Source organism: Exiguobacterium sp. s101 (assembly GCF_018617835.1).
In the GTDB taxonomy this organism is placed as follows: Bacteria; Bacillota; Bacilli; order Exiguobacteriales; family Exiguobacteriaceae; genus Exiguobacterium; species Exiguobacterium marinum.
The window spans coordinates 16,679-29,687 of the sequence record NZ_JACSKX010000005.1 but is presented as its reverse complement, the minus strand read 5'-3'; the positions used below and the strand labels follow the sequence as shown (position 1 = coordinate 29,687).

General features: G+C 48.7%; 18 protein-coding genes, 2 pseudogenes and 1 riboswitch. Of the genes and pseudogenes, 7 read left to right on the top strand and 13 right to left on the bottom strand.

Features of this window, described 5'->3' with window-relative positions:
* Positions 1-21 precede the first annotated feature (21 nt).
* The 12 genes and pseudogenes from KNO76_RS05780 to KNO76_RS05730 form a co-directional block, all read right to left on the bottom strand.
* Positions 22-816: a GNAT family N-acetyltransferase gene (locus KNO76_RS05780; RefSeq protein WP_214878867.1), complete on the bottom strand. Its 795-nt coding sequence runs from the start codon at positions 814-816 to the stop codon at positions 22-24.
* 41 nt (positions 817-857) lie between these two features.
* Positions 858-1,355 carry an NUDIX hydrolase gene (locus tag KNO76_RS05775; protein ID WP_026824879.1) on the bottom strand — a complete coding sequence of 166 codons (498 nt, stop codon included), beginning with the start codon at positions 1,353-1,355 and terminating at the stop codon, positions 858-860.
* The gene (locus tag KNO76_RS05770) at positions 1,352-2,419 is read right to left on the bottom strand and encodes a saccharopine dehydrogenase family protein (RefSeq protein ID WP_214883470.1); all 1,068 of its coding nucleotides are present in this window, start codon (positions 2,417-2,419) and stop codon (positions 1,352-1,354) included. The genes KNO76_RS05775 and KNO76_RS05770 overlap by 4 nt, the downstream gene beginning before the upstream one ends.
* Before the next feature lie 40 nt (positions 2,420-2,459).
* Positions 2,460-2,729, bottom strand: a complete 270-nt coding sequence (locus tag KNO76_RS05765) for a hypothetical protein (RefSeq protein WP_214883467.1) — start codon at positions 2,727-2,729, stop codon at positions 2,460-2,462.
* Positions 2,730-2,936: a hypothetical protein gene (locus KNO76_RS05760; RefSeq protein ID WP_214883464.1), complete on the bottom strand. Its 207-nt coding sequence runs from the start codon at positions 2,934-2,936 to the stop codon at positions 2,730-2,732.
* A 92-nt stretch (positions 2,937-3,028) separates the two neighbouring features.
* Positions 3,029-3,658, bottom strand: a complete 630-nt coding sequence (locus KNO76_RS05755; RefSeq protein ID WP_483297386.1) for an NADPH-dependent FMN reductase — start codon at positions 3,656-3,658, stop codon at positions 3,029-3,031.
* Positions 3,655-4,647 (bottom strand): ring-cleaving dioxygenase, encoded by a 993-nt coding sequence (locus KNO76_RS05750; protein ID WP_214883459.1) that lies wholly within the window; start codon positions 4,645-4,647, stop codon positions 3,655-3,657. The genes KNO76_RS05755 and KNO76_RS05750 overlap by 4 nt, the downstream gene beginning before the upstream one ends.
* A 27-nt stretch (positions 4,648-4,674) precedes the next feature.
* Positions 4,675-5,118 (bottom strand): MarR family winged helix-turn-helix transcriptional regulator, encoded by a 444-nt coding sequence (locus tag KNO76_RS05745; protein WP_031421914.1) that lies wholly within the window; start codon positions 5,116-5,118, stop codon positions 4,675-4,677.
* A gap of 130 nt (positions 5,119-5,248) precedes the next feature.
* Positions 5,249-5,681: pseudogene (locus KNO76_RS05740) on the bottom strand (GNAT family N-acetyltransferase).
* Between the two features lie 11 nt (positions 5,682-5,692).
* Positions 5,693-6,232, bottom strand: coding sequence for a tetratricopeptide repeat protein (locus KNO76_RS14025; RefSeq protein WP_251127923.1), 540 nt, complete (start codon positions 6,230-6,232; stop codon positions 5,693-5,695).
* 3 nt (positions 6,233-6,235) lie between these two features.
* A pseudogene (locus tag KNO76_RS14020) lies at positions 6,236-6,823 on the bottom strand (CatA-like O-acetyltransferase); the annotation flags it as partial.
* 49 nt (positions 6,824-6,872) lie between these two features.
* A complete protein-coding gene (locus KNO76_RS05730; RefSeq protein ID WP_214883457.1) occupies positions 6,873-7,412 on the bottom strand; it encodes a ribonuclease FAU-1 family protein in 540 nt (179 codons plus the stop codon).
* Positions 7,413-7,473: 61 nt separating this feature from the next.
* On the opposite strand from KNO76_RS05730, the gene KNO76_RS05725 reads away from it, so the two are divergent.
* The 5 genes from KNO76_RS05725 (at position 7,474) to KNO76_RS05705 (ending at position 9,929) form a co-directional block, all read left to right on the top strand.
* Positions 7,474-7,620, top strand: a complete 147-nt coding sequence (locus KNO76_RS05725; RefSeq protein WP_214883442.1) for a hypothetical protein — start codon at positions 7,474-7,476, stop codon at positions 7,618-7,620.
* A 39-nt stretch (positions 7,621-7,659) separates the two neighbouring features.
* Positions 7,660-8,094, top strand: coding sequence for a hypothetical protein (locus KNO76_RS05720; protein WP_214883438.1), 435 nt, complete (start codon positions 7,660-7,662; stop codon positions 8,092-8,094).
* Between the two features lie 73 nt (positions 8,095-8,167).
* The gene (locus tag KNO76_RS05715) at positions 8,168-8,908 is read left to right on the top strand and encodes a hypothetical protein (protein ID WP_214702940.1); all 741 of its coding nucleotides are present in this window, start codon (positions 8,168-8,170) and stop codon (positions 8,906-8,908) included.
* A gap of 45 nt (positions 8,909-8,953) precedes the next feature.
* Positions 8,954-9,053, top strand: a riboswitch (TPP riboswitch).
* 66 nt (positions 9,054-9,119) lie between these two features.
* Entirely contained in the window at positions 9,120-9,605 is a 486-nt protein-coding gene (thiW, locus tag KNO76_RS05710) for an energy coupling factor transporter S component ThiW (protein ID WP_214702938.1), read from the top strand.
* A gap of 60 nt (positions 9,606-9,665) precedes the next feature.
* The gene (locus KNO76_RS05705) at positions 9,666-9,929 is read left to right on the top strand and encodes a hypothetical protein (protein WP_214700446.1); all 264 of its coding nucleotides are present in this window, start codon (positions 9,666-9,668) and stop codon (positions 9,927-9,929) included.
* Here the strand turns inward: KNO76_RS05705 and KNO76_RS05700 are convergent.
* On the bottom strand, positions 9,924-10,400 hold the full coding sequence (locus KNO76_RS05700; protein ID WP_214702931.1) for a GNAT family N-acetyltransferase: 477 nt from the start codon (positions 10,398-10,400) through the stop codon (positions 9,924-9,926). The genes KNO76_RS05705 and KNO76_RS05700 overlap by 6 nt on opposite strands.
* Positions 10,401-10,610: 210 nt before the next feature.
* Here KNO76_RS05700 and KNO76_RS05695 point away from each other — a divergent pair, with 210 nt between their 5' ends.
* On the top strand, positions 10,611-11,009 hold the full coding sequence (locus KNO76_RS05695) for a VOC family protein (protein ID WP_214702929.1): 399 nt from the start codon (positions 10,611-10,613) through the stop codon (positions 11,007-11,009).
* A gap of 88 nt (positions 11,010-11,097) precedes the next feature.
* Entirely contained in the window at positions 11,098-12,915 is a 1,818-nt protein-coding gene (locus tag KNO76_RS05690; protein WP_214702927.1) for an LTA synthase family protein, read from the top strand.
* Positions 12,916-13,009 lie beyond the last annotated feature (94 nt).

Genomic DNA, 13,009 nt, shown 5'->3' with positions numbered 1-13,009 from the left:
ACCTCGCATGAGGTGAGCTGATTATTTGAGGATTGGACTTTTCATGACCGCTTTTTGGTAGAATGGCTGAAATCCGAGCCGTTCCATATTACGTCCGGAGGCCGAATCGACTTTCGTCGTTACGGTCAGGACGTCACATCCAATCACTTTCGCCTCGGCGATTCGTTCCAAAATGAGTTGCGTCTGGTATCCTTTTTGTCGGTAAGTCGGTACGGTGCTCGTCAGAAACAGTTCTCCGATTCCGTCTTGCGTCGCTAGGATCCCACCCGCTACGACAGTGTCCTCTTCTCGGACGAGATAGGCGTGGTTACTCGGTAACGCATAAAACCCTTTGGCCGTATCGACTGTCTCTTGAAGAATCGTTCCAGATTCTGCAAATCCGGCCGCAATCGCGGTTGCCCATTCATTGAGCGTCTCATCCTGTACCTTTTCGACTTGATTCGAAGAAGCTGGTCCGTCATATCGCGTTACATCTAACGTCCACACGTCTAAAAAGTGATCGAGCGTATAATTGCGTTCTTGCAGTAAGCGCAGTAAGGAATCATCCGCTAATGGACAAACTTCGATATGTAGGCGAGACACATTTTTCCCGCGCACCCACTTTTCCATCTGATGCAGGTCATAGAAGCTTGTCGGTCGGTTGAGTCCGAATCCGACTGCAAAGCTCATATTCCCCATTTTGAATACGTGCCCTTTACCTTCAACGTGCAGTTCCGCACCTTCATAGGGAGGGGTTTGTTTGCGGTGTCGAATATAAGCAGACGTCCCCTCCGCTTTTATACCTTCGATGCGTCGTGCCAATTCTAAACGTTTCACTCTGTTCCCTCCCTTGTTTCTTCCATGTTGAGTGTAGCATATCACGTTCGAATCAAGTGACCGAACCGGATCAATCGTTCTTTGACAGTAGGTACGAGTTCAACAGAATCGAGCACGGTGTCCCACTCCTCTAATCTCACATCGACCACTTCATCGATTTGTAAAGAGAGTTGTCTCAAATCAATCGACCGCTCGCTCGTGTATACATACAAATCTAAGAAGTACGTCTCGCGCTTGATCGTCGTCACGAAACGAAGCTGTTCAGGCAAGACACATAGTCCCAATTCTTCTTGAAGTTCACGGACCGCCCCTTCGCGACTCATCTCTCCCGCTAAAATCGAACCGCCTGTCCCTTCCCAAAGAAGAGGATATTTCTTATCAGGATGACGCCTAGAGAGTAACAGTTTGCCATCCGGATCAAATGTGAACACCTCGATGACCGTATGGAACGTGTTCGGTTCCAAGTCGTCACCTCGAAAGTGAGTTCGCCCGAGCGGTTGCCGATTTTCGTCTAGTAAATCCCACGTTTCCCGGCTCATGGACGAATCTCATCAACCACAAACGATGACGATCCTTGAATTTCTTCGAGGAATTGAGAGCCGAACAACATGGCCGGTGTAAAACTCCCGGCAAGCATTCGACCGGGACCGAGTAATCGTTTGACGACGGCGAGCGCCCCATACACGGTGAAAGCATACGTGCTCGCCGTTTGAATTCGGACGACAATCTTTCGTCCTTCTGCATTTGTCGCTTCGCCCCATACATAGGTCGATGATTTTTCACGTTCAGCCTCGTCCGGTCCAGATACGTTCTCGTCGACATATCGGAGCAATCGCTGTTGGACGGCGTCTTTTCCAAGAATCGGGCTGAACCATGACAAAGTACGCGCAACATAGGCAGCCGCTGTCGGCACCGGCACCCACGTCGTAATATTCGGGATGTCCGTCGTATAGTAGGCGGTCGAAACGTCTCCCCAAGGAATCGCAATCGCGGTGCGGCTTCCACGTCCGAAATCAATCGTTCTGCGCTTTGCCCCAATCGGAAATGGTGATAACTTTCCGTTCACACGCTCCATACTGCTCGACCCAAGCCCACGGACGGCTGTTTTCATCGTTCCTGGTGAAATGCCACCTGCCGCCGAAAAACCGAGAGCGAGTGATGTCGCATCCGGCAATAGTTCCTTTAACTTTCGCGCCACACAGTCAGTCGGAATGACATCAAATCCAACGCCCGAACATAAAATGATGCCACTTTCCTTCGCCTGAGCCGCCCGTTGTTTAGAATGGACGTATTCAAACACGTCAATTTCCCCGGTAATATCCAAGTAATGCGTGCCCGTCTCCAAACATGCTTCAATCATGACTTGACTCGTATCTGTGAAAGGACCTGCACAATGAAGGACTAAATCCACATCATGAAGCGCCTCGATTGCTGCCTCACGACTTAATGCAAAAATCGATATCTCGCAACCGAGTTCATCCCCAAGACGATGAATCGCTCGTGCCTTTCGACCGGCAAGAATCGGGCGCATTCCGTCACGAACGGCTTGTCGGGCAACCAGTTCTCCCGTATATCCATTCGCCCCATAAATCATCCATCCCATTTTTACCCCTCCTTATGTAAGTTTGTCCTTGTTCGTTTCCCTAAAATAAGTTGAATCGAACGAAAAAATCTTGGATGACATCGATGATATACACACTTCCCGTTACAATAAGCAAATATCCGATTGGGATGAGCATACTTTTTACTGCAGCTCGTTTCATCACGTCCATCCGATTAATCAGTCGACGATCGATGAGGAAAAATAGAATAGTCGCGAGAAGACTGAGCCATGACAAGACGAGTCCGAATAGTATATGTAAAGCGAACGAGGTGAACCACCTTAATCGTTTCGAACCGAATCGATTCGCCAATCAGTCACTGCACCATGAGGTCACGACACCATAGATCAACATAATCGGAAAACTGACCGCTACATAGGCAACCGTCATCAAAAGGAAGCCACTCAGTACATCACTCATTCCTCCGTTTTCTCGTACACCCGTCATGGTGACCCGCACGCTAACAGAATCGCATAGATGGGCGAGGCGATCGATGCAACGATGATTTTTCGATTCCACATCTACGTTCCCCTTAATCCCTTCCAACTTTACACGACCTGTTCTGAAAACGCACAAAAACCAGCCTAAATTCAGGCTGGCTTCGCGATTTGTTAATTGTTTGCAACTTCTCCGGCTTTCGTACGGACCGATCGCATCGCTTCCGTCCATGGAAGGAGTTGGTCGATCATATCGTTGACCGATTGTGCTTGAACGTCTTTCGGAGCGAAATGCGTGCCGTTCTCGAAGTCTGTGAAGAGTGAGAGGGCAGGATGGACACGGACGTGAGCGATTGACAATTCACTCAAAACACCCCGTAGATGTTCTGTTGCCCGTGCTCCACCAACAGAACCGTATGAGACGATTCCGGCTGCTTTGTCGTTCCATTCGACGCGTAAGTAGTCGAGTGCGTTTTTAAGAGATGCTGAGATGGAATGGTTATATTCTTGGACGATGAAGATGAATCCGTCCATTTGCGCAATTTTCTCCGACCAGGTCGCTGCGCCTGATGCGTCTTGACCCGCTTCACCGAGGAGCGGTAAGTTATAATCTGCGATGTCGATGACTTCATAGTTGGCATCGCCACGTTTGTCGGCGAGTTCTTTCACCCATTCCCCGACCTGTGGACTGACGCGACCTTCACGAGTTGATCCGAGTACGATTCCGATGTTTAACATAGTAGTTCCTCCTTGGTTATGTTGTGATGCATCTGATTTTCCAAACAAGCGATTTAAGAAACTCATTTCATGCCCTCATATTCTTTCTCAAATGTTTTCGTGCTTCTGACCGTATCGATTGGTCGTACCATCGCCTCGATTTGCGAACGTTTCGCTTCGAGGAACGGCGGGAGTGACAACTTCTCACCGACCGTCTCGTACGGCTCGTCTCCCATGAATCCAGGTCCATCTGTCGCCCATTCGAACAAGATTTGCGGCGCGACACGTGCATAGGATGATTCAAAGAAGAAGCGATCGACGTAGCCAGAAGTCGGCAAACCGAACTGTTGGAGACGTGCTGTCCATTCATCGAGGACGCTACGGTCTTCGACACGGAATGCGACATGGTGCACGGTACCGAACCCTTGACGCGCTTGTGGAGATGTCTCGTCGTGAATGACAATCACTTGCGCTCCGTTTCCACCTTCACCTCCTTCAAAGAGATACACATCACCTTCTCGCCCGATCTCTTTAAATAGCATCACTTGCTCCATCACTTGTTTGAAATATGTGATATCGGCGATGCGAATAAAGATTGGACCGAGTCCCGTGATCGCGTATTCAAGCGGGATTGGACCGTTCTTCCACGGCTCGCCCGACGCGATGCCTTCGTTGAACTCATCCGAGATGAGTTGATACGCCTGCTCATCAAAGTCGATGAACGAGAGCGTCTTTTTCCCGAACTGTTCTTGAATCCCTTCGTGCTCGACACCGAGACGGTCGAATCGACGGATCCAATACGTCAACGCTTCATCTGTCGGTACGCGGAACGACGTTTTCGCGATTTCATTCGTTCCGTGCTTACCTTTCGGGATACCTGGGAAGTCGAAGAAGGTCATGTCTGTCCCGGCATTCCCTTTATCGTCTGCAAAAAATAAGTGATACGTTTGAATGTCGTCTTGGTTGACCGTTTTTTTCACTAAACGCATGCCTAACACGTGAGTGAAGAAATCGTAGTTTTTTTCGGCACTACTCGTGATTGCTGTGACGTGGTGAATTCCTTTAACATGATTCATCATTCTCTCTCCTTTTATATCTTGATTTCAAGATACATGATTAAAATTTTTTGCGGCTTCTGCCCGCTTTCCTATTTGTTTCAACTGTTCAATCGTTTCGTTTAATTGCATCCCTTCAAACACGGCGTTCATATGCTCCGTATGCTTAGGGAAAATATCTTGCATCAAGCGCTCTCCGTCATCCGTCAGCGCCGCGTATGTGATGCGACGATCGCTCGGACAAGCCTTACGAATGAGATACCCTTTTTCTTCTAACCGGTCCACGACGTACGTCATGCTTCCGCTCGAGAGGAGAATTTTCTTCCCGATGACTTGAATCGGTTGATCTCCTTTATGATATAAAAACTCGAGTACGGCGAATTCGGTCGCGTTCAATCCGTAAGACGCCACTTCCTGCTTCACCAGGTCTTGTAACGACTGAGAGGCACGTAACAGCACAGTAATTGTTTTTAATGCATCAGATGGTTCCATCTGTCTCCCTCCTTTGTCCAAGAGAGCCATTAACTTAAATTCAAATATCTTTAATTCGAGATAAATATATCATGCGAAGATTTTCCCGTCAATCGATTTGATTCAAAAAATAAGACGGGTTGTTCCCGTCTCATTCCCCTCGCCGAATTACAGCCATTTCACGACCGAATCGATGGCCCTCATCAACGAATCCTAGGCTTTCATATAAGTGATGCGCTGCCTCGTTCTCGGGGTGATAGCCGACGACAATCGGTTTCCCCTCGCCGATTTCTTCAAGCATCAGCTCTGTCGCCTGTCGACCAATCCCTTTGCCTTGATGAGCATGGTCGATCATGATTCGGTAAATCCACCATGCATCCAACTCTTCAAGCTCTGTATTGTACATGAGGAAACCGACCATCGTCTCCGTCCTCATAAATTGCGCGCGGGCGTAGCGTCGGTTCGTACATCGCTTGAAGTAACGAAATCGCATTCGGCTCCATATACGACTGTTGTTGTTCACTTAATTCCAAGTGACAGCATGTATACCAATTTTGTGCATCGATCGGACGTAGTGAAATCATGTCATTCTCCTTTAGTCATATGTCTCATTTAAGTTTCTTGCATAAAATGCGATGGCACGGCGGTAACGCGCGATGCTCTCGTCCGCTTTCGGACTTGCAAGCAGCTCAAGTAATGTTCCCGTCGCTTCTTCATGGCGACCGACGTTGTAATGGGTCATCGCTTGAAATACCTTGAGCGCCCCGTGATTCGGGAATTGCTCAATTGCCTCCTCAAATAACTGTTCCGCTTCCGTGTATCGTCCGAGTGCCCGATACGTACTGCCGAGTCCGAGATATGATTCCGCCAACTCTTCCCCCGTCAACCCGAGTCGGATGGCTCGTTCATAATGCGGGACCGCTTGACGCTCTTCCCCGAGCGAGTCATAGCACCACGCGCAGTATGCATGTAGTCTCGGATTTTTCTCATCTTTCCGTAAGAGCGACAGGAACAGTTGCTTCGCCTGCTCAAGTTGTCCCTCCTCACAGAGACGGACGGCTCGATCAAACTCATCTTCTTCTGTCACGTCGGTCACCTCCTGTGCGAAATCTTCGTCTAACCACGCTTGTAACATTTCATAATACTTACCGATATGTACCCCATCGACGAGTGCGTGATGGGCTTGGACGGATAACGGCATCTTTAGACGCTCGCCTTGGCGTTCGAACTTGCCCCAAGCGATGCGCGGCACGCTGTCATGTTGTTGCTGATGCGTCGGGTGCATGATACTCGTGAACGTGACCCACGGGACGCTCGTGATATACAGTAAGTCGTCGGGCTCTTCGTCCCCGACCACGACTTCATCGCCAGCTTGCTCCATCCGCGTCGTCACTTCCTGTAAGAATGTCGGTAAATCCTCATTGAACGTGGCCGCACAAAAGTTGAAGACATCCTCGTCTAACATGACTGTGAACGACGGATGGACCACCTCGTGTTCGACGACTTCTTCTCCTCGGATGCGATAGCGCAATTCCGGAATCGCATTCGCTGCTCTCACCGCACCCTATAAGAACAATTTGAAGAACGATTGCTCGCTCGTCTTGGCATATGTATATAGGTTTGTGACATCCACGTTCGCCGTCACGTTGAAATGTGGCGCATCAAACGCTTTGAAAAACTCGAAGTGCTTAAGTCGTGCCCACGTCTCGATTTCAATTTTTCTCATAAAAACTCCCCCTCCTACGCTCTTACTGTAGCAGAGAGAGTGAATTCGCTCATAGTTTTTGTTTCAACTGTGTATAATGGTCTTTTGCTAAATCAAAGTAGACGAAGTCTCCGCGTTCGATCCGTTCGAGCGTCGCTTCGAACTCACGCCATCCCCGCTCGACTTGTTCAGGCGTCAGCTCGCCACTCTCAGTCGCCGCTTCGAACTCATCCTCATCTTTTTTGACGATGTCTCCGTTCGGAAACACAAGAATATCGAGCAATAAATCGTCCATGTATGGAATCCCATTTTCTTCACCGATTCGGTCGACGAGGTCGATATACCATTGCACGATCTCGCCTTCCGGATTGATCATAGCTGTCACACCGAACGGTTCATTGTCCGGGAAATATTGGAGCCAACTAAACCCGGCATCCGCCACAATGAATTCTTCGCCTTTATGCATTTTATATTGAGGTGCTCGGACCTCATCGATTTGGAACAAGGCGACCACTCCGGAAAATTGTTCCGTCTGAACTCGAACTTGTGCGTAACGGTTCTTTAAAATCCGTTCCCAGTCTCGTCGATTCGCATACTTTCGTTTTGGCATATGAATCTCTCCCTTTCCGTCATCTCTGTATGATACAGTTCGCCAGAAGAAGGGAAATCCCTTGTTAGTCATACAGGTTATGCTGATTGAACCAAACGAGATGACTTTGCTTCAAGCGTTTCCGCTCGACCATACGGACGAACGCGTCTGTCGAGATGAAACGGTTCCCGGGATGGAGATCGGCCAGCATCAAAAGGATGAGGCGTGAACCTCGCTCTCCCTCTTGAAGAGAGATATGCTTCATTTTTTGAGAGAATCAACACGACGAAATCTCGGGTTTTTCGTTGCTTTGATTGCGCTCGGTTGTCTGTCCTTTTATATCTATCGAAAACGGAAGCAACGTTTGGCGCGCGCACGAGATCATGCTGATTCAAGCACAGACTTGTACCCACAAGATGTGCAGAACCAGAACGCTTCGTCCATTTCGACGCTCACAGCGTTCACGAACGTCCCGATTCGCGATGTATTGATCACATTCAACCAATCTCTCGTACCAGTCAAACGATTGCGTGCTCATGAGACATTGCAAGAGTGGTTCCAACGCATCGATTTACCGATGAACCCATCTGTTTATCATGCGGTTCGCTACGGCACCTCCTCAGGTGTGACGATTTCTGAAGACGATATACTTCACTTCAAGAACACACTCGATCACTATGCGACACGTCCTCACCCCGAGTGAGAATGTGCACAGGTTCTGCTTTTTCGTCATGAATGATAAAATGGTGGAAAATGTAAGTTGAGGGGATGAAATCATGAGACGATGGGCGATGTTCGGATTAAGTGCACTTTTACTCACAGGTTGTACGGATACAGTGGCAGACAATCCGATTCCAATCGAATCACCGGATGAACCCATCACAGAATGGACACGTGAGGACTTTAAAGACGTCTATGACCAATATGAACAAACGAAACCGCTCCTTACTGCCCTTGAACAACAAGGAATCAAACCGTTTCGCGAGACGTTCGAACGCGTCATCATCGCCGGAAACGGCCTCGAGCATACGTATGCGGATATTTACCCATTCAAGCTCGATGACGGGACGTATGCTACCATTTTCGATAATCAGGACGGAACGGTGATCAATGGATCTGAGTCGGTCGCTCCGCTATTCTGGCAGGAGGAATCCTTCCTTCAATACGTCGAAGAGATTGAAAATCGTAAATTCGGTACAAGTGCTCCACCTACCGATGTCGTCCTCACGCAGGATGAATTCCAAACGGTCTATGACCGCCATGCCTACACGTCAGCCCTCCTCGTCGAACTCGATGAAGCGGGCGTCGAACTGGCCCGGGACCCAATCGATGACGTGATCATCGCCGGGAACGGCGTGACCGAAGTCACTGCCGACTTGTTCGTATTCGATGTCGCGAGCGGATATGCCATCGTATACGACCAGGATGGAGAAATATTAAAAGGTCCCGAATCCATCTCACCGCTCTTTTGGAACGAGAAGGACTATGAGGACCTGTTAGCCAAGAATGAGGGATAATTTCGCCCATTTTCCGATTTTAGCTATGCTATACTCAAATCAATAAACGACCACTAGGGGAGCCTTCGGGCTGAGACGGCATTGTGCCGGACCCTTTGAACCTGATCTGGCTCATACCAGCGTAGGGAAGTGGCTTGGGATACGTCTCTGTATATCCACGCCATTTTTCCGTCTGGAAACGTGGCGTTTTTATTTTGAAAGGAGATTATTCATGCGTATTCAACAACTCACTTGGATGGCGATGCTCGTGGCCATCGCCGTCGTCGGCTCGATGTTCATCTCGATTCCCACAGGTGTCGCCCGCGCTTATCCGATTCAGCATATGGTGAACGTGATTGCCGCAGTCACCATCGGCCCAATCGGAGCCGTCCTCGTCGCATTCGTGACCGGACTCATTCGCGTCATGACCGGCACAGGGTCACTGCTCGCGTTCCCCGGTGGCATGATTGGCGCGTTTCTTGCCGGCATTTTCTTCGTTCGCACGAACCGCTTCTATGCTGCCGCTCTCGGAGAAATCATCGGGACTGGGGTTATCGCTTCGTTGATTGCCGTCCCGTACGCGAAACTGTTGATGGGCTCGACGTTCGGTGCTTTCTTCTTCGTCCCGGCGTTCCTGGCCTCTAGTTTGACCGGCGCGCTTCTCGGTTGGCTCGTCTTGTCACGCGTCAAACAGTTGCGACCGAGTATACTCAAATAAAAGCCCCTCAATTGGATGGAAATGGTAAACTATAGACAACATCTATAGAGGAGGGGTTTTATGTCTCGTTTCAATCAACTTGTAGCGGGTGGTATGTTGTTGTTTTTGTCCGGACTCTTATACACACTCGAACGCATCGCACTCTACATACGTTGGTACGCCGAAATCTCAACCGGGAGTTGGTTGGAAAAACCGACGTTTGTCGATCCGTTTCTCCAAAACTGGTTCGTTACCCTATTCTTCTTTGCAGCTATCGTTCTCTTTTCGATGGGCATGAATGCTACAAAAACAACAAGTCCAGCCGAGAATCCGACCGACTCATGACGGTCGGTTTTTTGTATGATAGACCCAAATCGCTTCACCATTCCATTCATCAATTAAGCCGCTGTCGACAAAGCCGTTCTTCGCATAAAATCGTTTCGCAGCTTCATTCTCTTGATGGAGGCTCAGGATGATATCATCGACATCATATTTTGTCTGAATCCAGTCCACCGCCATGCGTAGGCACTTCGTTCCAACACCTTTCCCCTGTTCGTTTTGATCCATCATGAAACGATCGAGCCACACATACCGTTCTGTCTGGTTTTCTGCTCCGACCATCATGAAGCCAACCGGTCGCTCACCGTCATAAAATGCATAGCTCTGCCAATTATATTTCGTATCCTCAGCCATCTCTTGAAGCGACTCGGCATTTGTCTCGATGAATCGGGATTGTTTCTCGTCCACTGTCAGAGCGATGACCGCATCTCGATTGACTGCATCAATCGGTTGAATCGTGATTTCATTTCCTTTCATGCTTTCACCTCATTGGTTTCTATCCTTTTCTCTCTTCCATACGATTTCTTCCGTAAAAAGTTTCTTACCCCGTATCTTCAAAAGCACGCGTTCGGTACACTAAAATAAATGGGAAGTTGTCGTCTTTTTCACATCATAGCTTCATCCGCTTAGTATTTGACTAGGCCATATCGTACACTTCATCAAAATTGAATGAGAGGAACCATCCTAATGAAACAAATCCATCATATCTGTATCCAAACGCCTGACTATCTTGCGTCCAAGACATTTTACGAAGCACTCGGTTTTGAACTTGTCCAAGAGTCGCGAAACTTCCATACGCGTGACTTCAACAGTTGGCTCAAGCTCGGTGATTTTTATATCGAGCTCCAGACTGCTAAAACGAATGAAACGTTACAAGATTATTCGAAACATATGGCCGGTCCCGTCCATTTTGCGATCTATGTGGATGACCTCAAAGCGGAAGTCGCACGACTCGAACAACTCGGCGTCACGTTTTTACCGAAGCACGGTGGCAACATCTATTTCGTCGTCGACGGTCATTTAAGTAAACTGAAAGCACCAGAAGGAACCATCATTGAACTGCGCGATACGTTTCTGATCAACTGAGGTCGACGTGCCTCTTGTTTGTTGGACACATCTTCACGTTTCCCGCACTCGTTTCATCGGGAATGGATATGAAAAGGATGTGTTGTTCATGATCAAATATCTCGATTATTGGAGCTACTTGTCACTCTCCCTGGCAAAGCTCTTCTTTTTTAGCTGGTTGACCGCGACGGCGTTCGACTTTTCGTTCTTTCTCATCAACTTGGCGACGATTTTGCTCCTGACGAGTTGGGCACTTGCCGTGTCTTATCCGATCCGCCGATGGATTTTATACGTTTCTCTGTTCCTGCATAGTACCCTGCTCGTCTCAGACGTCTGGTACTATCGCTATTTTGAAGACTTATTATCCGTCGCTTTACTATCCGATATCGGGCAGATGGGAGATGTCGGGGGTGGCTTTTTGACGCTCATCCGCCCAATCGATGCGTTCTTCTTTATCGACCTCATCATCTACGGTTTGATTTTGCGTTATATGAAACGTCATCCTGTCCGTGAAGTGAAGTGGAACGGAAGACGGTTAGCGATTGCCGGCTTCACACTTGGATTTCTTCTTTTCACGATCCCGCTCACGCTCAGTTATCAGCGTGGGGAAAAATGGATTGCAGACGACCCGATCTCGAATATGCGTGAATACTACCATCTTGGATTTTGGGGCTATCACGCGATGGATGTCGCTCGAGGCGTCGAACGTGCCATGGGCTGGAACGAAGCCTTGACAGACGAGGAGCGTTCTCAAATCCGAGCACTTTCTTATCAGGAATTAAGTGCCCCGAGTCAGGATACGAACGTCATCGTCTTACAACTCGAATCATTCCAAACATCCGTCATCGATCAACAGATCGATGGACAGGAACTGACCCCGAATTTGAACCGATTGCGACGTGACCTGCTTTACTTCCCGAACGTGTATCATCAGACACATGAGGGACGGACGTCCGATGCAGAGTTCATCGTCAACACGTCACTCTATCCTGTCAAATCTGGTTCCGTCTACACGCGTTTCCCGGGAAATAAGTTCAGCGCACTCTCTCAATCATTGAACGAGGCGGGCTATGATACAGCAGCCATGCACTCATTCCGTAAAGACTTTTGGAATCGGGATGATTTTTACGACAACATCGGGTTCAATCATTTCTTTAGCGACAAAGACTATCCCGATCAAGGAATCATCGGGATGGCACTCAACGACCAGGAATTCTTAAATACGTCGGTTGGATTTATGGAAGAGTTGGATGAACCATTTTACGCATTTTTAGTCGCTTTAACGAGTCATACACCGTACGATATCCCGGAAGACGAGAAGCGGTTGGACCTATCTGATATCGATGACCCCCTTCTCGAAAACTACTATCATACCGTTCATTTCGTCGATGCCGCAGTCGGTCAGTTCATCGAACGATTGAAACAAGATGGGCTGTGGGATGAGACGCTTCTCGTCATATATGGTGACCACGATAGCGGTCTGACGGCACCTGGAGAAGAAATGGCTACCATCGAAGAAGTGGACTCGGCGGTTGACGCGTTTCAACTCGACCGTGCTGTCCCTCTCTTCATCAAACCACCCGGATTGACGACAGGAGAAGTCATGGAGGCGAGCGGTGGACAAATTGATATCGCGCCGACGATTCTCGATTTGCTTGGACTCTCCCCAGCGTATATGCTCGGCGACTCCTTATTGAATGATACGCCGAATCTGACCGTCTTTCGGACGGGTGCCTTCCGATACGAAGATATTTATTACGAACCAGACTTGACCGAACGAGCAGGGAATGGCACGTGCTATTCCGTCGAGACAGAAGAACCGGTCGTCTTTGATCGATGCAGCCCATATATCGACCGCGCGACCAACCAGCTCCGTCTCTCGGATACCATCATCGAGAAAGATGCCCTCTCACAAATCAATCCGTAATCGAAAAGCCTCCCGAGATATGTCTCGAGAGGCTTCTTTCCTAAGTGCTACGCAACTTGATAGACACGCTTGTACGACCAGTTCAATTCCACAC